Source organism: Rheinheimera sp. 1928-s, from assembly GCF_029269265.1.
GTDB lineage: Bacteria > Pseudomonadota > Gammaproteobacteria > Enterobacterales > Alteromonadaceae > Pararheinheimera.
This window is the reverse complement of sequence record NZ_JARIXP010000004.1, coordinates 179205-199073: the sequence shown is the minus strand read 5'-3', so window position 1 is coordinate 199073 and position 19869 is coordinate 179205. Positions and strand designations below refer to the sequence as shown.

Genomic DNA, 19869 nt, shown 5'->3' with positions numbered 1-19869 from the left:
GCGAATTTTTTCTGATTGGGTTAAGTTTAACTGGTCGTAGCTGTTAAAAGCTAATATCACAAAACGAATGACTCCTTTAGGTAACTATCGGGGCAGAATAAGAAAAATACAGGACACGGGGAGAAGATATGAACAAGCTTTTGCTTAGCTTTGCTATTGCCAGTGCGTTAGGTTTAGCCGGTTGTGGTGGCGAATCACTGGACGAAATTAAAGACGATACTCAAACAGGTGGTGAGGTTCAGATCCCTTTATCACGTGTTGTTTATGACCCGGCCAACGGCGTGTTATCACCACCTAACGATTTGTTATTACAAGGCACTACAGATGGTACCTTGTTTATGCCAGGTGAAAAAAATGCAGCCGGTGCCCATCTTGATGCACCAAATTACGCCGATCCTTCAACAGCGTTAGGCGCATTAGATGGCTGGTCTACCCAAAACCCATTTACTATTGCACTGAGCTTTACCTCTGGTGTCAGCTTAGATGCGGCCAGTGTGCAGCAACCAGGTTCAGTTTATTTAGTGGAAACCCTGATGGGCGACCCTGCTTCACCTGATGCAGATTGTCGTACTGTTCCTCGTGGCGCTGCCTGTAAGGCTGTGGGCAGTCTGACCTTTGGTGTTGATTATGTGACCCGAGCCAGTGGCAACAGCATTGCTGTGATCCCGTTAAAGCCATTAAAACCTGCCACCACTTATATTCTGGTGTTCACTGATGCGTTAAAAGATAGTGAAGGCCGTTCTGTTGCTCCTTCGACGACTTACGAGTTGGTCAAACAAGACATCGCGACTAAACCTTTAGGTACTGCGGCTCAGCTGGCTTTACAAGGCGTAATTAACAGTTTTGAAAATGCAGTCTCGGCGCAGTCGATTAACAAAGCCGGCATTATCTACACTGCTGCTATTACGACTCAATCTACTGCCCCGGTGTTTGCCACTATCAAACAGTTGATGGCACCAAGCCCTTTGAATGGCAATACGCCTCCTTCAGTCGCTATTGCGGATACTGGTGCAGTGGTCTCTGATCTGTTGTTCCCAGGACAAGCCGTCGCTGATAGTCTGGCAGACCCACGTTTTATTTTTAAACTGGCAAAACTGTACAGCGGTACTATTAACCTGCCGTACTATTTGGGTGCTGCAACAGCTGAAAACGCAATGGCTCCTTTAAGCACTCGCTGGATGGCTCGTTGTGATTCAGGCGCTATTATCGCTTCTTTGAGTCAGGAGCAAATTACTGCATTGGAAAACAGTATCACTGATCCGGCTCAGGCGGGGAATGATGCCTTCTGTAAGGCAGCTTCAGGTGGTGCTTTACGTGATTTTGGTCTGGACAAACAACGTCACCTGACTAAGTTTAACGTGATCCCTAAAGTAAACAGCACTCAGACCTTAGCTGTGCAGGTCACAGTACCTGACGAGGTTCGTGGTGCCGCTTTAGGTTTGGTGAAACCTGCAGCAGGCTGGCCTGTAGTGATACTGCAACATGGTATTACCTCCAGAAAAGAAGATATGCTGGCCATCACAGGTGCTTTATCTGCTCGTGGTTTTGCCACTATTGCGATTGACCATCCGTTACATGGTAGTCGCGGTTTTACAGTGGGCGATTTGGTGATCAATGCTTCAACTAACAGCGCCACAGACTATATGAATCTCTCGAACCTGTTGGTAACTCGCGACAATTTACGTCAAAGTATCGCTGATATGCTGGGCTTACGTTTAGGCATGAATTTTAATAACCAGCCTGGTTTATTAAATACTCAGGACGTGCAGTTCTTAGGTCACTCGTTGGGTGCAATATCTGGTACTGCTATGGTGGCATTAGCCAACAGCACAACCGGCAGCGCACAACTGGATGCCTTATATAACATTCGCTCTGCAACCTTAGCTATGCCTGGTGGTGCTGTTGCTAACTTCCTGTTGGATTCAGCTGCTTTTGGCCCAACCATTAAAGCCAGCGTCTTGTTAGGTGCTGGTGGTGCAACTGCTCAGGGTTACATAGACTTTGCTACAAACAACGCGTGTGGCGCAGGTCAGACAGCTCCTTATGCTGCTTGTTTTAATGACTTTGTTCAGGCGCTTGCTGTATCTAATCCGGCAGCACTGGCCACATTAAACGCTTCGTTCTCGTCTTTTGCTTTTGCAGCGCAGACAGTAACAGATGCGGGTGATCCAAATAACTATGCTTCTATGCTGGTGGCTTCTGAAACCCCAACTTATATCATTGAAGTGGTAGGCAACGGCTCGGATCAGTTACCGGATCAGGTGATCCCAAATAGCTCTGCAGCTATGCCTTTGGCTGGTACTGAGCCTCTGGCTGCTTTATTAGGTGCTTCTGCTGTCAATAATGTGGCAGGTACTTATCCTGTGACTGGCACAGCGTTAAGCCGCTTTATTGCAGGTGGACACAGCTCTATCCTGAGCCCAACCGCCAGTGCAGCAGCAACAACTGAAATGCAAGGCCAAAGCGTGAGCTTCTTTATGGGTCGTGGTGCTGGTGTTGTGGTTGCCAACGGTGCTGTAATGGCTCCTGCTAACTAATACTTTTACGTCTGTAAAAGCCCGGCTCTGATGCCGGGCTTTTTTTATAGCGAAAATAAAGTGTCGATGCGCCTCTGGTCGGGACTTGTGTCGACAGTGTTATAACCATAGCGATATTTTTTAATACTACATCAGGCTACAATGCCCTTAGTTTTTCTTTAAAAGGAATAGAAGTGGAATTTTTATATCAATACGGTTTATTTTTAGCGAAAACAGCCACAGTGGTGATTGCTGTCGCAGTTATTGTTGCTGTTGTGCTGTCAGCTAAACAAAAAGCTAAAAAAGGTGAGTTGGAGTTTAGCGATCTATCTGAAGATTATCGTGATTTAACCGCTGATTTGCAGCAACAGCTGCTGGATAAAAAAGCTTATAAAGTTTGGGTTAAAAACCAAAAACAAAAAGACGAGCCAAAAGAGCGGCTTTTTGTGCTGGATTTTAATGGCAGTATGGATGCGCATGAAGTCGAAGCATTACGTGAAGAAGTGACAGCTGTGCTTGCCGTTGCAACAGAAACAGATGAAGTGCTGATCCGGCTGGAAAGCCCGGGTGGGGTAGTGCATGGTTATGGTTTGGCTGCATCGCAACTTGACAGAATTAAGCAGCAAAATATCCGTCTGACGGTCGCTGTAGATAAAGTTGCAGCCAGTGGTGGTTATATGATGGCTTGTATTGCCGACCGTATTTTAGCAGCGCCTTTTGCTATTGTTGGTTCTATTGGCGTCGTGGCTCAGTTGCCTAACTTCCATAAGCTGCTGAAGAAAAATCATATAGATGTAGAACAATTTACTGCAGGTGAATTTAAACGCACAGTGACCGTCTTTGCGGAAAACACCGACAAAGGCCGCGAAAAGTTTCAGCAAGAGCTGGAACAGACCCATATTTTATTTAAAGATTTTGTATTTAAACACCGGCCTGTACTGGTGATGGAACAAGTGGCCACAGGTGAGCATTGGTTTGGTTATCAGGCTCTGGATTTAAATTTAATAGACCAGTTACAAACCAGCGATGACTATTTGGTGCAGCAATTCAAAACCAAAAAAGTAGTGCAGGTGAAATACCAGATCAAGCGAAAACTGGCGGAAAAAGTTGGTTTAGCTGCAAGCTCTGCGCTGACTGCCAGCATGAACAAATTGTCGCAACTTAGTTTCTGGCGTTAAGTTATGCAGTCTGAGTTTTGGCACAATTGCTGGCAGCAACAAAGAATAGGCTTTCATCAACATGAAATTCACCCGCTGCTGCCTGTGGTATTGTCTCAACTGAACTGGCATCAGTCTAAAGCTGTTTTTGCACCTTTGTGCGGTAAAAGTTTGGACCTGTGGTGGTTGGCTCGGTATGGAAAAGTGATTGGAGCTGAATTATCCGAACTGGCTTGTCAGCAGTTTTTTCATGAGCAGCAGCAAGAGTTTTCCATTTCTCTACAAAACGAATTTCAGCACTTTAGTCATCCGGCTGTTGATATATGGCAAGGTGACTTTTTCGCTTTAGAACCACAACAATTAGGCCATATCGGGCTGATTTATGACAGAGCGGCACTAATCGCTTTGCCTGCTCAGATGCGAATTGACTATGTGCAGCAGATCAAACGCTTGTGTACAGCACCTGTTTCTTTGTTACTGCTGAGTCTGGAATACCCGCAAGCAGAAATGTCCGGCCCGCCGTTTTCGGTGACAGAGCAGGAAGTCAGAAGCTTGTTTGATTTTGCCGAATCAATTCAACTGCTGGCGGTACGTAATCTGACAGGACGACCTTTTGCGCAGCGCCAGTTTAACGTCAGTCAACTGCTTGAAAAAGCGTTCTGGATCCAGTGGTAACATCACAAAAGACATAAAAAACGCCGCATTAAGCGGCGTCTTTTTATCAGGAAAACTTAAACGTTTCTGCCTGCATCCGGGTTGTTAAAGCACTCGGCATCAAACTGATTTTCACTTTTGGCGACAAGGCAAGACACCATAGCATCACCAGTGACATTCACTGCAGTACGGGTCATATCCAGTAAGCGGTCCACGCCAATAATCAGCGCTATACCTTCGACAGGTAAGCCCACTTGCTGCAATACCATAGCCAGCATAATTAAACCTACACCAGGCACACCAGCAGTACCTATAGAGGCTAAAGTGGCGGTCAGAATCACCATCAGATAGTCCGTAGTGGTTAAATCTACCTGAAACACCTGAGCGATAAATACAGTCGCCACACCTTGCATAATGGCTGTGCCATCCATATTGATGGTTGCGCCCAAAGGTATAGTGAAAGAAGCTATGTTGTTACTGACCCCCAGTTTTTTGGTGGTGGTTTCCAGATTAACCGGAATAGTGGCGTTGCTGCTGGACATGCTAAAACCAAATAGAGCAGCATCTTTCATTTTCCGGAAAAACATCAGTGGGTTTAAGCGACCTAAAATGGAGATAAACAGGCCATAGACAATAAAACCATGGAAAAACAACACAAAAAGTACAGTGCTGAAATACCAGCCCAGGCTTTCCAAATCTTTTAAATCTAAGGTCGTAAAGAGTTTGGCCATCAGGAAAAATACACCATAAGGTGCCAGGGCCATCATAAAACTAACCAGCTTCATCACCACTTCGTTTAAGTCATTAAACAAAGCCCGTACTCTGGAACCTGCTTCCCCTGTTAACGCAACAGCTAAACCAAATAGCACAGAGAACACGATAATCTGCAGCATTTCGCCTTTGGCCATGGCTTCAACCGGGTTGCTGGGGAACATATTGATAAACACTTGCGTTATAGAGGGAGCATGCTGCACGCTGAATTGTGCATCCGCAGTCATTTGTACACCAGTTCCGGGGGAGACCAGAAGTGCGAAAAAGATAGCTATTGCTATAGCGACAGCCGTGGTCAGTATATACAAGCCAACAGATTTACCACCCAGACGCCCAAGCGTGCTGCCATCGCTTAACGAGCTGGTACCGCAGACCAAGGATACAAAAACCAAGGGGACGACCAACATCTTTAAACTGGCGACAAATATTTGTCCGCCCGCGTGAAAAATGCCGTCGACAAAAAATGCCCTTAACCCCAGCTCTGCACCAAACAAACTTAAGGTTCGTTCAGCTTCACCTGCTAACAAGAATTTAAACAAAGCACCAACCAGAACACCTAGTGCCATACCAATCAGAATACGTGGGGTTAGACCTAATTTCTTTTTTACAGTCATTTTTATTTTGTTATCAGCCCGGAAAATGCTGCTTAGCCTAACAGTTTGCGAGCCAAAAGAAAAACCGCAACTGACGGAATTATTTTGCGCTTTGACTTAGCCCACTGAATAAGTTTCGACTAAGCTAGAATAATTACAATAAGTTAGCGCATCCAATGGAGAATCCAGATGCTTAGAGTCAGGTGCTACTTTATCGTCGTTTTGTTGTTCCTGTTAGCTGCTTGTGGGGGGGGAGGCACTATTACTGATGATGACGACGACGGTGGTACAACCGAAGTGATCACTATAAGTCTGGTACTGACCAACGCAGCCGCAGTGGTATCCTCTGAAGTAAGTAAAGCGCAGCCCCTGACATTAACAGCCACTTTAACCTCGTCAACCGGTCGCTCTATGGCAGGGCAACTGGTAACTTTTAGTCTCAATGATGCACTTTTAGCCAACTTTAATAATGAAGCTGGCACAGCCCAAACCAACAGCAATGGTGTTGCTGTGATAGGAGTGCTGGTCGGAACCAAAAGTGGTGCCGGTACCATAGCCGCTACTTTAACAGGAGGACAATCCACTACCATTAGTTTTGCTTCCGCGGGGGATGCTGATGATGTAGAACCTGAAAAGCCGGTCGGTTCACTGCGCTTAATTGCGGATACTTTGCAGTTAGGTTCCGGCAGTACAGCACAAGTCGCTTTATCTGCAGTGGTTCTGGACACCAATAATGTCTTACAACCTGGAGTCACAGTACAGTTCAGCTCATCCTCTGGGGAGTTGGAAGTGGTGAGTGCTGTCACAGAATCAGATGGAGTCGCCAAGGCCAATTTATCCAGCAGTGTAGACCCGTCATTGCGCACAGTCACAGTGACAGCTGCGGTCGGGGATAAGAGCGCGACTGTTGATATTAATGTAGTTGGCACCTCGATTCTGATCAGCGCTCCGCGCTCCATGGTCTTGTCCGATGAAGTAACTATTACCGCGGATTTAACCGACTTTGACGGCAAAGGTATTCAGGGGCGGACCTTAGCTGTGACTTCTTCATTAAATAACCCTATTACCAGTACTTCACTGGTGACTGCCGGTAATAGTGGCCGGGTGACGTTTACCTACAGAGCAACACAGGGCGGCACAGATGAGCTAACGGTTGCTGGTTTAGGTGCTACCGCTGTTGCTGTTATCAGCGTTCAATCCGACCAGTTTCAGTTTTTAAATACTGAAGTGATTGAAGTACCTTTGGGCACGGAGCAGCAACTCACTGTGGAATGGCTGGTGAACAATTTACCTAATACAAATAAATCTCTGAATTTAACCACTACCAGGGGCACTTTGGGATTGCTGACAGGCAATTTGACTGTGGTATCTGTTGACCAAACGACCAATCTGCAAGGACAGGCTTCAGTGCTGGTCACCTCCAGTTTTGCTGGTTTCGCTAATGTAGCCGCAACAGAGATTCGCCCCGGCGCTACTGATTTATTGACTACCCAGACCCAGATCGAATTTATTGCCACAGTGCCAAATACAATAAGCGTTTCAGCTTTTCCGACTCAGTTAGGACCTGGGGAACAGAGTGTGGTGCGTGCAGTTATAAGGGACGGAAACAATAATCCGGTGAAAAACCGCACTGTGGCCTTTACTTTGGATGGCGCTCCTGGCGGACAAATTAATCCTGCGACAGCTATAACAGACTCGCAAGGTTTAGCCAGTACAGTTTTCACTGCAGACAACACTACGGGAGCGGGCACTGGAGCTAACTTAAATGTACAGGCTACTGTACTTAATACTGCACCTGTGGTCAGTGGTGCTACTCCCGTTTCTGTGGGAACCAGAACTCTATTCTTTCGCTTTGGTACAGGTAATAACATTGAGGAGCCAACAGCTTCTTTATTTAGTAAAGAGTTCTCTATTCTGGTGACTGATTCATCTGGTAATCCGGTGGCAGGACAGGACCTGAATGTCTCTGTGCTGCCTGTCAGCTATAGAAAAGGTAGATGGGAGCCTATTCCTGACTTAGTAGATTTTGAATACTGGGATCCAGTGGTGACTTCCTTTGACCCTGATCTTAATGATGGAATAGATGGTTGTGTCAGTGAAGATGTAAATAACAACGGCATCCTGGATCCTGGTGAAGACTTCAATGGTGATGGCCAGTTAACTCCGGGAAACGTGGCCTCTGTGCCACGGACAGTGCGGGCTGATACAAACGGTATTGCGACTTTTGATTTAACTTACCCCCGAGATATAGCTCCTTGGACAACGGTCCTGTTGACAGTATCAGGTTTTGCGGATGGCACAGAGAACGTTTCCAGCCGGGAGTTTGTCACTATAGTGTCAGGGCCTTATGTTGCAGATGAAAACTCAGGGCCTGCCCGAAATCCTTATGGGGTTGGTGCGTTCTGTCATAACACGGATTAAAAAACGGATACAAAAAAGGCGGAAAAAAATCCGCCTTTTTACTCAGTTTCAAACAATTAATTACGCTGGAACTGATACACAGACCCTAGTTTTAAGATTTGTGTCAGTTCATCCAGTGCCTGACGACTTTCAATCAACAGCTGCGGATCGGCTAAATCTGCTTCGCTGATCTGGTCACGGTAATGTGTGTCTACCCACTGATTTAAGCGGATAAACAAGCTGTCGTTCATCAGCACAGCCGGATTAACCGCCTGATGTTCAGCAGCACTCATCGCCACACGCAGACGTAAACAAGCTGGACCGCCGCCATTTTGCATACTTTGTTTCACGTCAAAGTAATGCACCTGACGTACCGGAGTACCCCGGCCTGTCAGTTGCTCCAGATAAGCCGATACAGTGTCGCTGTCACGGCATTCTGTTGGCGCAATAATGGCCATATCGCCGTTTGGCAAGGTCACCAACTGAGTGTTAAACAGATAGGTTTTCACAGCTTCTGATACTGATACTTCAGAGGTTTTTACTTCAATAAAGTGTAAATCTGCTGCTGTGCCAAACTTACGCCGAATTTCATCCAGTTTGCTTTGGGTATCAACAAAAGCCTGCTCGTGGAAAAACAACACGTTTTGGTTGCCAACCGCGATCACATCATTGTGAAACACGCCCTGATCAATGACGTCAGGGTTTTGTTGCATCATCACAGCACCATTTTCTGACAGTCCATGTAAACGAGCGACTGCTTCACAGGCTTCCAGCGTATGGCGGGCCGGAAAGCGTTTTGGCGCTGGTTTAGACGAATCAAAGGCATAACGACCGTAGACAAACAATTCAACGCCAGCATCGCCATAATCACTGCATAAGCGGGTATGGTTGGCTGCGCCCTCGTCACCAAAGTGATCGTTATCCGGCAAATGCTGGTGATGCGCAAAATGTTTGTCATCACTGAACATGGCTTTGAGGATACGGCCTGTGGTTAAAGGCTCGAGTGAACGGTGAAACTTGTTGGTTAAGTTCGCCGGCGTAAAATGGATTTTACCGTCTGCTGTGTCTGCACTGGGTGAAATAGTCGCAGCATTGGCAGTCCACATACTGGAAGCCGAACAGACGGCTTTGAGTACAGCGGGCGCTTGTTTTGCCGCCAAACTTATCACTTCGCTGTCTGTGCCGGTAAAACCTAAACGTCTTAACGTATAGACATCAGGTCGTTCCTGTGGAGCCAGTACGCCTTGTACTAAACCCAATTCAGACAAAGACTTCATCTTCTGCAAACCCTGCTTAGCGGCTTGTTTCGGACTGGAGGTGTTTTTGGCGTTATTTAGCGAGGCAACATTGCCGATGGATAATCCGGCATAGTTGTGCGTCGGCCCGACCAGGCCGTCAAAGTTTGCTTCAAAGAACTTCATTTTTGCTTTATTCCTTCATTTTTGGGAAGGGGCTCTGCTTTTATTATTATTGCGGCCGTTGCTTCATTTTTTCCCTGTGTACTAAAGCTTTCGCTTTAAGTACTTTGGGTAACAACCCTGCGTACTTAAAGCCACAGCGTTGTGGGCTGCGCTACTTACCCCAGTCACATAGGACAACTATGCTCCCGGGGTCTAGCTCGCTTGCCGCCGCGCTGCGGATTTTATTACTTTATGCAGGCTCCGCTGATTTATTCAGCGAAAAGTCACTAAATTGTGACCTTCTGGCATAATAATGAACTTATTCTCTTGTCACAACTTGAGTTTACGGATATACGTTAAAAAAGAAGTGCCCACCGGCACGCCAAAAGGTCAGGGATCTCAATCACAAAATGGCGAAATCACTAGTCATAGTCGAATCACCGGCGAAAGCTAAAACTATCAACAAATACCTTGGAAATGACTTTATCGTCAAATCCAGCGTTGGTCATATCCGCGATCTGCCTACCAGCAGTAACAAAGATAAAGTCAAAGAAGACAAAACGAAGCTCAGCAAAGAGCAAAAAGAGTATCAGGCTCTGGTTGAACGTATGGGCATAGACCCAAACAATAACTGGCAGGCCCGTTACGAAATTTTGCCCGGCAAAGAGAAAGTCGTCAAAGAGCTCAAAGCTCTGGCTGAAAAAGCGGACACCGTTTATCTGGCAACAGACTTAGACCGCGAAGGGGAGGCGATAGCCTGGCACCTTCAGGAAATTATTGGTGGCGAGCATCAGAAGTTTAAGCGAGTGGTGTTTAACGAAATCACTCAAAATGCTATAAAAAATGCTTTTGTTGAACCTGGTGAAGTCAATCAGCACCGCGTTAATGCTCAGCAAGCCCGTCGCTTTTTAGACCGGGTTGTTGGTTTTATGGTCTCGCCATTGCTGTGGAAAAAAGTAGCCCGGGGCTTATCTGCTGGTCGTGTGCAGTCTGTGGCTGTGCGGTTGGTGGTGGAGCGTGAGCGCGAAATTAAAGCCTTTGTGCCGGAAGAATACTGGACTGTTGCTGCTGATACGCAAACCAAGGCTGGTGTTAACCTGCAGTTGGATGTAGCTAAACAGGCCGGAAAAGCCTTCAGACCTGAAAATAAAGCTCAGACTGATGCTGCGGTTGCCGTACTGCAAAAAGCCAGCTACGAAGTCATTGAGCGTGAAGATAAGCCATCGAGCAGTAAGGCTCAGGCGCCTTTTATCACCTCAACCTTACAACAAGCCGCCAGTACCCGTTTAGGTTACGGCGTGAAAAAAACCATGATGCTGGCCCAGCGCTTATACGAAGCGGGCCATATTACCTATATGCGTACCGACTCGACGAATTTAAGTGCCGATGCACTGACTGCTTGTCGTGACTATATCGAACAAAGTTTTGGCACTAAGTATTTGCCGGAACAGCCATTAAGTTATGGCAGCAAAGCCAATGCTCAGGAAGCGCACGAAGCCATTCGTCCATCGGATGTGTTTGTTTTGGCCAGCAGCCTGCAGGATATGGAAGCCGATGCCCGTAAACTCTACGAGCTGATTTGGCGCCAGTTTGTGGCCTGTCAAATGCCTTCAGCCCAGTATGATGTCACAGTGATCACAGTGGCTGCAGCAGACTTTGAATTAAAAGCCAAAGGCCGGGTATTACGTTTTGATGGCTGGACTAAAGTGCAGCCTGCGCAGAAGCGCAAAGACGAAGAAGAGCTGGAATTGCCGGATGTAAAACCGGGCGAAAGCTTAAAGCTGGAGCAATTAACTCCTGCTCAACACTTTACCAAGCCACCGGCTCGCTTTAGTGAAGCCAGTTTAGTTAAAGAGCTGGAAAAGCGCGGTATAGGCCGTCCTTCAACCTATGCTGCCATTATTTCAACTATTCAGGAACGTGGTTATGTCAAAGTCGACAACCGCCGTTTCTATGCTGAAAAAATGGGCGAAATAGTCACAGACCGTTTAGTAGAAAATTTCGGCGATTTAATGAGTTATGACTTTACCGCCAATATGGAAGTTCGCCTTGATGATATTGCTCATGGTGAATTGCAATGGCGTAAAGTGTTGGACCAGTTTTATGGTGATTTCTCACAGCAGCTAAAAACGGCGGAATCTGACCCAGAACAAGGCGGCATGCGCACCAATCAGTTTGTGCTGACGGATATAGCCTGTCCTACCTGTGGTCGTCAGATGGGGATCCGCACTGCATCCACCGGCGTGTTTTTAGGCTGTTCAGGCTACAACCTGCCGCCAAAAGAGCGCTGCACTACCACTATGAACCTTACTCCTGGTGATGATGCGGTAGAAGTGGCAGATGAAGACGAATTAGAAACCGAAATACTGCGTCATAAAAAACGTTGTGCTAAATGTGGCACCGCCATGGATCATTACCTGATTGACGAGCAGCGCAAGCTGTATGTCTGTGGTAATAACCCGGGTTGTGACGGTTATCTGGTTGAAGCTGGTGTGTTTAAACTCAAAGGCTATGATGGCCCACTGATCGAATGTGAGAAGTGTGGTTCGGATATGCAGCTGAAATCAGGCCGTTTTGGTAAGTATTTCGGTTGCACCAATGACAGCTGCAAAAATACCCGTAAACTGTTGAAAAATGGTGAAGCCGCTCCGCCAAAAGAAGATCCGGTGCATTTGCCTGAACTCAAATGTGAAAAGTCAGATACTTATTTTGTACTGCGTGATGGCGCTGCAGGTTTATTCCTGGCTGCCGCGACTTTCCCTAAATCGAGGGAAACACGAGCGCCACTGGTGTCTGAACTGGCTCGTTTTAAAGACCGTATTATGCCGAAGTTCCATTATCTGGCAGAAGCGCCTGCAGCTGACGCTACAGGCAATCCGACTATCATCCGCTGGAGTCGTAAGACCAAGCAGCAGTATGTGATGACGGAAAAAGATGGCAAAGCCACTGGATGGTCGGCCTGGTACGAAAATGGACGCTGGGTAGTGACAAAAGAAAAAGCGAAGTAATTTCAAAGCATTAAAAAAGGCGCCTTAAGCGCCTTTTTTATTACCACTTACGTTTAGGAGCAAATAATACATCCAAATCGTTGTTTTCCTGCTCTGCTTTTTTCTGCCGGTCGCGCAGGTTACCTTCTTTCAACTCGGTGGCAATGTCTTCAAGTATGGTCATCACTTCACTTTTACGAGTGGTGATATAATCGTCTGAGTGAGCACAGTTTGACATAGTGGTGAGTGCTTTTTCATAACACTGACGGGCTGAACCCAACATATTGCCTGCGCGAGCCTGATTGCCTCTTTTAATCTGGCTTTCCACATTAATGCGCAGTTGCAACATCTCCAGTCGTCTGTCTTCCTGCACTACAGTTTGAGTATCAATGTTGCCGCGGGCATGTTCGCTTCGCAAAATAGTCCGTAGTTTTTTAATCCCCTGGATCATGCCAATGATTTGTTTGTCATTATCAGGCATGGTTAAACCTTCGACTGTCATATCGCCAACAGCGGTATCATTTAAGCGGGCTTCAGTCTCACCAATACGTTTTTTCAGATCCTTTGAATTAGGCTCCAGCTCCAGCATAGCTTTGAGCGTAACCACTATACGTTTGAGCAGCATTTGTATGATGCCTTTGGTGATAGGTACGTTGGCAGCATTCAGCAGAATGTCTTCTGTATCTTCCAGCAAAGTGCGGAGCTTAGAAAACTCAGCTCTTTTCAATGCCGCCAGCCGCTCTTTATGTTGCTGCACAGCGTTGACAATCACGGCGATAATCACCAGTGCAACAACCAGCACAATGATAATAGTAAAAAGCATCCAAACTCCGTTGCCCCCAGATTCATCGGGGAATTTCAGCTGTGGCCGATTTTAAGCCGAGCTTTGAAAAATATCTATGTTAAGTGCAAATCAAGGTAAATACAGGCTGAACATAGCGCCGCCGTACAGCCCCCCATTGCTTAAACGAATAAAACCAGTTTTACCATGATTTTTATGCGCTTTGGCGATTAATCCTGCAAAAAACAGGCCTAAACCAGTACGACCAGCGGCTAAATTTAAGTCTTTCATCAGGGTATCGGCATTTTCCAGCATAAATTCAGGATAACCCGGCCCATCATCATGCAGTTCAATCGCCAACCCATGTTCTGTCAGCTCAGCCCTTAATAATAATTTACTTTTTGTGTAGCGTAGCGCGTTCACAAACATATCATTGAGCAGGTTACTGATCAGATCGCTGTCAAAATACCAGAGTAGGTCGCTGCCATCCTGCACTTCCACCTGAATATCTTTTTGACTGCTGTACATTTCATTTTTCAGAAGGATTTCTTCAAATAAATCAGAGATATAATACTGGTCGATTTGCAAAGGTAACTGGTTTTTTTCAATACGATACAAGGACAGTAACTGCAACAGATTGATATTAAGTCTGTTGGCTTCGTAATGAATACGGGACAATTCTTCCCGGCCGTTGCTGTCCAGTTGTTGCTGCTCTTGTTGCAGGTTATCAATGGACTGGATCAATAAGCACAAAGAGTTTTTCATATCATGTGCCGCTGATGCCAGCACTGTAGCAAAGTCGATGGATGAGTCTGAAGTTGACATACAGTCCCCGATGATCCCGTTGTACTGCCATGGATAACTAAACAGCAGTTTTTTTAGTTACTATTGGTTATATATTCCAAGTAAATCAAAATAAGTTGGAATATCCAGATGAATATGTATAGTGTTTATATCATATGCCAAGAACGGATCACTGACACATGAAATTACAACAGCTACGTTATATTGTTGAAGTTCTAAACCACAACCTGAATGTCTCTGCAACAGCAGAGAGTTTGTATACCTCACAGCCCGGCATCAGTAAACAGGTGCGGATGCTGGAGGATGAGCTGGGTATCCAGGTCTTTGGCCGTTCCGGTAAACATTTAACTCATGTTACACCAGCTGGCAGAGATGTTATTGAAATCGCTCAACAAATACTAGGAAAAGTTGAGAGTATCAAGGCGGTTGCCAAAGAACATACCTTGCCTGATCAAGGTAAGCTTAACATAGCTACGACACACACTCAGGCCCGTTATGCCTTGCCTCCTGTGATCAGTGGCTTTATGAAGAAATTTCCCAAAGTATCTTTGCATATGCATCAGGGCACACCATCACAAATTGCCGAAGCGGCGTCCCGTGGTGATGCAGACTTTGCGATTGCCACTGAAGCTATGCATTTATTTAATGACTTAGTGATGCTGCCTTGTTACCACTGGAACCGTAGTGTGATAGTGCGCCACGACCATCCGCTGGCCACCTTAAACCGTAAAATTGCAGTGGAAGACGTGGCTGAACATCCTATTGTCACTTATGTGTTTGGTTTTACTGGTCGTTCTGAGTTGGACCGTGCTTTTGGTGAAAAAGGCTTAGAACCTAAAATTGTCTTTACTGCCACAGACGCCGATGTCATTAAAACTTATGTCCGTTTAGGTTTGGGCGTAGGGGTGATTGCCTCGATGGCCATGGATAAAGAGTTAGATAAAGATTTAGTCTCTATAGACGCCAGTCATTTATTTGCTGCCTCCACCACTAAAATTGGTTTCAGAAAAGGCACCTTTTTACGTACTTATATGTATGATTTTATTGAACGTTTTGCGCCGCATTTAACCCGTGAGGTGGTAGAAAAAGCCAATATGCTGCGTAACCAGGACGATATAGACCGAATGTTTGCCAAATTTGAGCTGCCGATTAAGTAGCCTTTCCAGACAACACAGAGGGCCTTGCTGGCCCTTTTTGTTTCTCTGCAGCTGAAAGGGCAAACTCTTGCCGCCGCTCCTGACAGATTTTCAGCATATGTACCATAAATCTGAATAATGCCTATACCCGCCTGCTTTACATCCTGTATTTCATCAGTAAATACCAACGCAATGTGCAGGGGGATGTACGAAAGCTATGTTATCCTTTTTATTTTAGATGTCTGGATGTTTACATGGCTCATCTTGCTGGTTATGCTAAATAGAGACAACCAAATAAATGCATGATCAGAATGAAGCAAACTGAAGATGCAGCAAGTTCGACATAAAGAGAGTGAAAGATGATCGATTTAAAACTGCTGCGTACCTTACAGGCGTTACAACAGACCGGCACCTTAGTGGCTGCTGCTGATCAACTGTGTCTGACACAGTCGGCTTTATCGCACCAGCTCAAGGAGGCTGAGTCTTATCTTGGGGCTGCACTTTACCTGCGTAAAAGCCAGCCTGTATCATTTAGCCCGCAAGGTCAGTTGCTGTTGGATTTAGCCGCACAAGTCCTGCCTTTGGTGGCGCAGGCGGAAGCACAGCTCAAAGGCAAAAGTTTAAACCGTATTCGATTGGCTGTGGAATGCCATGCTTGTTTTCATTGGCTAATGCCTGCTGTGAAAGCTTTTGGGCTGTTACAGCCTGACTGCCCGGTCGAGTTTTCTGCTGAAATTGAACACAATGCGCTGGATGCCTTATTGAGCGATGAGCTGGATTTGGTGCTGACGACAGACCAACGTGAGCTGGCAGGTTGTTATTTTTCAGCTTTATTTGAAATGGAGTTGTGTTTGGGAGTCAGCACCGATCATCCATTGGCGCAGCAACCTTTTGTAAAAGCACCTCAATTAAAGCAGGACATTTTATTAGGTTATCCATTGCCTTTGGACCGGCAGGATTTATACCGCTATGTACTGGCGCCGGCTGGTTTGGAGGCAAAATTCAGAGCTGTGGCGCAAAGCAGCCAGATTTTGCAGTTGATTGCTGCGGGGCAGGGGGTGGCGTTATTACCACGTTGGCTGATGGAGCCTTATAGGGCTCAGGGCCTGCTGGCGGTTCTGCCGATAGGAGAACAAGGTTTATTCAGAACTATGTACGCAGCCTGTCGACAGGGGCAGCAAGAGGCTAACCCGCTGCGACAGTTGTTAGAGCAAATAAGCCTGCATCAGCCTTCGTAAGAAAGAGGATCTGTTGCTTTGTTTAATTCAAACGCTTCGAGGCGTTCCTGGCAGGAACCACATTTACCACAGGCTTTTTCGCGGCCGTTGTAGCAGGTCCAGGTTTTGCCGTAATCCAGTCCCATGGCTAAACCATCCCGTAAAATTTCAATTTTGGTCTGGCTTAAATACGGACTGACAATATCTACCGGCTCGTAGTTAGCCACCTGACAAACTTCATTCATTTTATGCACAAAATCAGGACGGCAATCCGGATAGATAAAATGATCACCAGAGTGCGCACCGTAATACACAGCGCGAGCATTCAGCGACACCGCATAACCGACGGCCAACGACAATAAAATCATATTGCGGTTCGGTACTACAGTGGATTTCATCGTATCGGCAGCGTAATGGCCTTCAGGAATTTGAATATCCTCATGAGTACTGTCCGGCGCCATCAGGCTGGACCCTGCCAGTAACTGATTTATCGCAGAAATATCTACTACTTTGTGTGGTACGCCTAATTCTTCACAGACGCTTTTGGCACAGACCAGTTCTTTAACATGGCGCTGTCCATAGTTAAAAGACAGGGCATAAACTTCATGACCATCTGCTATGGCTTTGTGCAACACGGTAAATGAATCCATACCGCCGGAATAGATCACAACAACTTTTTGCGGCATCTGTCAGGCTCTCTCGCTATAATAGGCAAAATTTCGGGCGCGCATTGTACTGTATCTGAGCCTGTAGCTAAAGGAAAACCCCATAAAGTGTATAAAGTAAACGAGATTTTCGAGACCATTCAGGGTGAAGGCAGTTACACCGGTACTCCTGCTATTTTTCTGCGTTTACAAGGCTGTCCTGTAGGCTGCTCCTGGTGTGATACCAAACAGACCTGGGACATAGATCCGGAGCTGCAATTAAGCCCCGCTGCCATTTTAGAGAAAAAAGCTGATTCGGATCACTGGTGCAGTTTATCTGGTGCCGAAGTGCTGCAGTTGTTTGCCGACAAAGGCTACCGCGCTAAACATGTAGTGATCACAGGCGGCGAGCCTTGTATGTATGACTTAAGGCCTTTGTGTGAGCTGTTACATGAACGTGGTTTTTCTACGCAAATTGAAACCAGCGGTACCTTTGAAATTCTGGCGCCCCAAAGTACCTGGGTCACAGTATCACCCAAAGTGAATATGAAAGGTGGCTATGAAGTACTGCGTACAGCGCTGGAGCGCGCGAACGAAATTAAGCATCCGGTAGCTATGGAAAAACATATCGACGAGCTACTGGAACTGCTGCAAGACCTGGATTTAACCAATACCTTGGTGTACTTGCAGCCTATCAGCCAAAAAGCCAAAGCCACTCAGTTGGCTATTGAGTTCTGTAAACAATACAACTGGCGTTTAAGTGTGCAAGTGCACAAGTATCTTGGCATTAACTAACAAAAAACTAGCTAATTTCCTCCAGACTGTCTTCCAGCCAGAGTTCCAGATCTTTGGCTGTTTCAGCGAGGTCCTGTTTCAGCCACTGACGTTTTAAGTGAGGCGTCAGTGGTAACAACTCCATCCAGCGTGATACCAGCCAGCATAAGTTGTGTGGTTCTGGTTGAGGGTAGAGTGTGGCCAGTTCAGGATACTGTTTAAAAACCAGTTGTAATTTTTGCCACAACAGCTGTTGCTCCGCGCTGGTGTTTTGCGCGGTCCAAAATGGGATCGGCGTCAGCTCTGCTGCATGCAACTGATCATATTCCTGCCACCTTTTGCTTATTTGGTAACGTCCGGTTCCTTCGACTGTGATACCAAGTAAACCATCGGGTAATTGTTCAAAATCAACAATAGAAACCAGTGTGACTTCAGGACAAATTCTGTCCTGATGATGCTGGCTCACCAAAGGATTAATACTGGCGATGGCAAAAGGCCTGGTGCCGCTACTGGCTTCTTTCATCAGGCGTAAATAACGGGGTTCAAATAAACGCAGACGCATTCTGCCTTCGGGCAGCAGCAAGGTATTGAGTGGAAATAAAGCTATTGTTGGGTTCATAACCGCATGTCGTTAACTACTCTGCGGTTATGTACGCTGGCGTTGTTGCTTTAGATTAGTCTTTGACTGTTCTTATTGGATCATCTTTTAATTTAGGGATTTTTAAGCCCAGTTCCCTGCCTCTGTTGCGGGCATAATAAGTGCAGCCAACAAACATCAGGCAGGAAAACAGCAGCTCCAGTAGCGCCAGATAAAACTCTGTGCCGGAACTTACCCACAAGTGGGTCAGGCTGTGGATCATATACAGCATTACAATAAAATTTGCCCAGGCAAAGGTATAAGCTTTGCCGGTGATCATACCCCAAAGTGGGAACCACAAAGGTGTCCACAACAGAGCAAGCAGAACTTTGGCGCTGCCAAGCTCCGGCGGTGCTAACCATAAAACCCAGAGAGGGATGAGTAGAAAAAGCCCGCTAAAACCAAGACGGCCAAGCCAAAGATAAAGGCGGGTGGAGGAGGCCATAGCTACAGAAGAATGTGTCATAAAGTACTGAATCCGGAAGTTTTTAATGCGATAGCAGCTAATGCCAAACGTTTGCCAAATTGAACAGCCAGTTGATGTTCATCTTTACTTAACTTGTCTGAACCAGACAAACCACTCACATGACTTGGACCATAAGGAGTACCACCTGTTTGAGTATGATGCAATTCTGGTTCAAGGTAAGGTAGCCCAACAATCAGCATACCGTGATGCAACAAAGGTAACATCATACTGAGTAAATTGGCTTCATTACCGCCATGCATACTGCCGGAGGAGGTAAAAACACCAGCAGGTTTGTCCATTAACGCGCCTTTAAGCCACAGGCTACTGGTGTTATCCCAAAAGGCTTTCAGAGGGGCCGCCATATTGCCAAAGCGCACAGGGCTGCCAAAGGCAAAGCCATCAGCGGCGAGTAAATCCTGCTCTGTCACATGCGGATGCATACCCACAGCAGAGCCATCCAAAGCTGGCACTGTGCGTAGTATCACATCTGCGCCTGCTTGCTGGGCACCAATAGCAATTTTTTCAGCTAAAGCCGCAACAGAGCCGTGGCGGGAATAATACAAAATTAAAAGCTGAACACTCATGCCAGCAGTGCCAGCATTTTATCGGCAGGACGAGCTATCACTGCTTGGTTCCCCACCTGCAGTACAGGCCGTTCCATCAACTTTGGGTGCAGCACTATAGCTTCAATCAGTTGCTGTTCCGACAAAACAGGGTTTGCCAGATCCAGCGCCTTGTATTCATCTTCCTTACTGCGCAATAAATCACGCACAGGTAACTGCAGCGCTTTGAGTAACACAGTCAGCTCATCTGCAGATAAAGGTTGCTCCAGATAATAACGAACTGAAAAATCTTTACCGCTTTGCTCCAGTAGAGCTAATGCTTCACGACTTTTTGAACAACGATTGTTGTGATACAGCGTAATCATAAAT

At 46.3% G+C, this 19869-nt stretch carries 17 protein-coding genes; 8 read left to right on the top strand and 9 right to left on the bottom strand.

Annotated features, from left to right (window positions below; all coding sequences use genetic code 11):
• Positions 1 to 128: 128 nt before the first annotated feature.
• From P3C17_RS11215 to P3C17_RS11205, 3 genes are all read left to right on the top strand, one after another.
• Positions 129 to 2537, top strand: a complete 2409-nt coding sequence (locus P3C17_RS11215) for a VolA/Pla-1 family phospholipase (RefSeq protein WP_300929520.1) — start codon at positions 129 to 131, stop codon at positions 2535 to 2537.
• A 167-nt stretch (positions 2538 to 2704) separates the two neighbouring features.
• On the top strand, positions 2705 to 3694 hold the full coding sequence (gene sohB, locus P3C17_RS11210; RefSeq protein ID WP_300929849.1) for a protease SohB: 990 nt from the start codon (positions 2705 to 2707) through the stop codon (positions 3692 to 3694).
• 3 nt (positions 3695 to 3697) lie between these two features.
• A complete protein-coding gene (locus P3C17_RS11205) occupies positions 3698 to 4348 on the top strand; it encodes a thiopurine S-methyltransferase (RefSeq protein WP_300929519.1) in 651 nt (216 codons plus the stop codon).
• Positions 4349 to 4404: 56 nt separating this feature from the next.
• Here P3C17_RS11205 and P3C17_RS11200 read toward each other — a convergent pair whose 3' ends face one another.
• Positions 4405 to 5712: a dicarboxylate/amino acid:cation symporter gene (locus P3C17_RS11200; protein ID WP_300929518.1), complete on the bottom strand. Its 1308-nt coding sequence runs from the start codon at positions 5710 to 5712 to the stop codon at positions 4405 to 4407.
• Between the two features lie 168 nt (positions 5713 to 5880).
• Here P3C17_RS11200 and P3C17_RS11195 point away from each other — a divergent pair, with 168 nt between their 5' ends.
• The gene (locus tag P3C17_RS11195; protein ID WP_300929517.1) at positions 5881 to 8112 is read left to right on the top strand and encodes an Ig-like domain-containing protein; all 2232 of its coding nucleotides are present in this window, start codon (positions 5881 to 5883) and stop codon (positions 8110 to 8112) included.
• Positions 8113 to 8168: 56 nt separating this feature from the next.
• Here P3C17_RS11195 and astB read toward each other — a convergent pair whose 3' ends face one another.
• The gene (gene astB, locus P3C17_RS11190) at positions 8169 to 9512 is read right to left on the bottom strand and encodes an N-succinylarginine dihydrolase (protein ID WP_300929516.1); all 1344 of its coding nucleotides are present in this window, start codon (positions 9510 to 9512) and stop codon (positions 8169 to 8171) included.
• A 389-nt stretch (positions 9513 to 9901) separates the two neighbouring features.
• Here astB and topA point away from each other — a divergent pair, with 389 nt between their 5' ends.
• Complete coding sequence (gene topA, locus P3C17_RS11185) at positions 9902 to 12499, top strand: type I DNA topoisomerase (protein WP_300929515.1); 2598 nt, start codon at positions 9902 to 9904, stop codon at positions 12497 to 12499.
• A 40-nt stretch (positions 12500 to 12539) separates the two neighbouring features.
• Here topA and P3C17_RS11180 read toward each other — a convergent pair whose 3' ends face one another.
• Both P3C17_RS11180 and P3C17_RS11175 read right to left on the bottom strand, forming a co-directional pair.
• Positions 12540 to 13301: a hypothetical protein gene (locus tag P3C17_RS11180; protein ID WP_300929514.1), complete on the bottom strand. Its 762-nt coding sequence runs from the start codon at positions 13299 to 13301 to the stop codon at positions 12540 to 12542.
• 90 nt (positions 13302 to 13391) lie between these two features.
• Positions 13392 to 14084 (bottom strand): sensor histidine kinase, encoded by a 693-nt coding sequence (locus tag P3C17_RS11175; RefSeq protein WP_233077888.1) that lies wholly within the window; start codon positions 14082 to 14084, stop codon positions 13392 to 13394.
• Between the two features lie 158 nt (positions 14085 to 14242).
• Between P3C17_RS11175 and cysB the strand changes: the two genes are divergently transcribed.
• Both cysB and P3C17_RS11165 read left to right on the top strand, forming a co-directional pair.
• The gene (gene cysB, locus P3C17_RS11170) at positions 14243 to 15220 is read left to right on the top strand and encodes an HTH-type transcriptional regulator CysB (protein ID WP_233077887.1); all 978 of its coding nucleotides are present in this window, start codon (positions 14243 to 14245) and stop codon (positions 15218 to 15220) included.
• Positions 15221 to 15558: 338 nt separating this feature from the next.
• Positions 15559 to 16437: a LysR substrate-binding domain-containing protein gene (locus P3C17_RS11165; protein WP_300929513.1), complete on the top strand. Its 879-nt coding sequence runs from the start codon at positions 15559 to 15561 to the stop codon at positions 16435 to 16437.
• Here P3C17_RS11165 and queC read toward each other — a convergent pair.
• Entirely contained in the window at positions 16425 to 17102 is a 678-nt protein-coding gene (gene queC / locus P3C17_RS11160) for a 7-cyano-7-deazaguanine synthase QueC (protein ID WP_300929512.1), read from the bottom strand. The genes P3C17_RS11165 and queC overlap by 13 nt on opposite strands.
• An 87-nt stretch (positions 17103 to 17189) precedes the next feature.
• Here queC and queE point away from each other — a divergent pair, with 87 nt between their 5' ends.
• A complete protein-coding gene (queE, locus tag P3C17_RS11155; protein WP_300929511.1) occupies positions 17190 to 17855 on the top strand; it encodes a 7-carboxy-7-deazaguanine synthase QueE in 666 nt (221 codons plus the stop codon).
• Between the two features lie 7 nt (positions 17856 to 17862).
• On the opposite strand, the gene P3C17_RS11150 is transcribed toward queE, so the two are convergent.
• The 4 genes from P3C17_RS11150 to arsC are packed head-to-tail and all read right to left on the bottom strand — an operon-like array spanning position 17863 to position 19865.
• Positions 17863 to 18453 (bottom strand): LON peptidase substrate-binding domain-containing protein, encoded by a 591-nt coding sequence (locus P3C17_RS11150; protein ID WP_300929510.1) that lies wholly within the window; start codon positions 18451 to 18453, stop codon positions 17863 to 17865.
• A 55-nt stretch (positions 18454 to 18508) separates the two neighbouring features.
• On the bottom strand, positions 18509 to 18937 hold the full coding sequence (locus P3C17_RS11145; RefSeq protein WP_233077882.1) for a DUF2069 domain-containing protein: 429 nt from the start codon (positions 18935 to 18937) through the stop codon (positions 18509 to 18511).
• Positions 18934 to 19521: an NAD(P)H:quinone oxidoreductase gene (gene wrbA / locus P3C17_RS11140; protein ID WP_300929509.1), complete on the bottom strand. Its 588-nt coding sequence runs from the start codon at positions 19519 to 19521 to the stop codon at positions 18934 to 18936. The genes P3C17_RS11145 and wrbA overlap by 4 nt, the downstream gene beginning before the upstream one ends.
• A complete protein-coding gene (arsC, locus tag P3C17_RS11135) occupies positions 19518 to 19865 on the bottom strand; it encodes an arsenate reductase (glutaredoxin) (protein ID WP_300929508.1) in 348 nt (115 codons plus the stop codon). Before arsC ends, wrbA begins: the two co-directional genes overlap by 4 nt.
• Between the last annotated feature and the right edge of the window lie 4 nt (positions 19866 to 19869).

Coding starts and splice junctions, on each gene's coding strand:
- astB (WP_300929516.1), bottom strand. CDS start 9,512: ATGAAGTTCTTTGAAGCAAACTTTGACGGCCTGGTCGGGCCGACGCAC.
- P3C17_RS11175 (WP_233077888.1), bottom strand. CDS start 14,084: ATGTCAACTTCAGACTCATCCATCGACTTTGCTACAGTGCTGGCATCA.
- P3C17_RS11200 (WP_300929518.1), bottom strand. CDS start 5,712: ATGACTGTAAAAAAGAAATTAGGTCTAACCCCACGTATTCTGATTGGT.
- P3C17_RS11145 (WP_233077882.1), bottom strand. CDS start 18,937: ATGACACATTCTTCTGTAGCTATGGCCTCCTCCACCCGCCTTTATCTT.
- P3C17_RS11180 (WP_300929514.1), bottom strand. CDS start 13,301: ATGCTTTTTACTATTATCATTGTGCTGGTTGTTGCACTGGTGATTATC.
- P3C17_RS11195 (WP_300929517.1), top strand. CDS start 5,881: ATGCTTAGAGTCAGGTGCTACTTTATCGTCGTTTTGTTGTTCCTGTTA.
- P3C17_RS11150 (WP_300929510.1), bottom strand. CDS start 18,453: ATGAACCCAACAATAGCTTTATTTCCACTCAATACCTTGCTGCTGCCC.
- arsC (WP_300929508.1), bottom strand. CDS start 19,865: ATGATTACGCTGTATCACAACAATCGTTGTTCAAAAAGTCGTGAAGCA.
- P3C17_RS11205 (WP_300929519.1), top strand. CDS start 3,698: ATGCAGTCTGAGTTTTGGCACAATTGCTGGCAGCAACAAAGAATAGGC.
- queC (WP_300929512.1), bottom strand. CDS start 17,102: ATGCCGCAAAAAGTTGTTGTGATCTATTCCGGCGGTATGGATTCATTT.
- topA (WP_300929515.1), top strand. CDS start 9,902: ATGGCGAAATCACTAGTCATAGTCGAATCACCGGCGAAAGCTAAAACT.
- cysB (WP_233077887.1), top strand. CDS start 14,243: ATGAAATTACAACAGCTACGTTATATTGTTGAAGTTCTAAACCACAAC.
- wrbA (WP_300929509.1), bottom strand. CDS start 19,521: ATGAGTGTTCAGCTTTTAATTTTGTATTATTCCCGCCACGGCTCTGTT.
- P3C17_RS11165 (WP_300929513.1), top strand. CDS start 15,559: ATGATCGATTTAAAACTGCTGCGTACCTTACAGGCGTTACAACAGACC.
- P3C17_RS11215 (WP_300929520.1), top strand. CDS start 129: ATGAACAAGCTTTTGCTTAGCTTTGCTATTGCCAGTGCGTTAGGTTTA.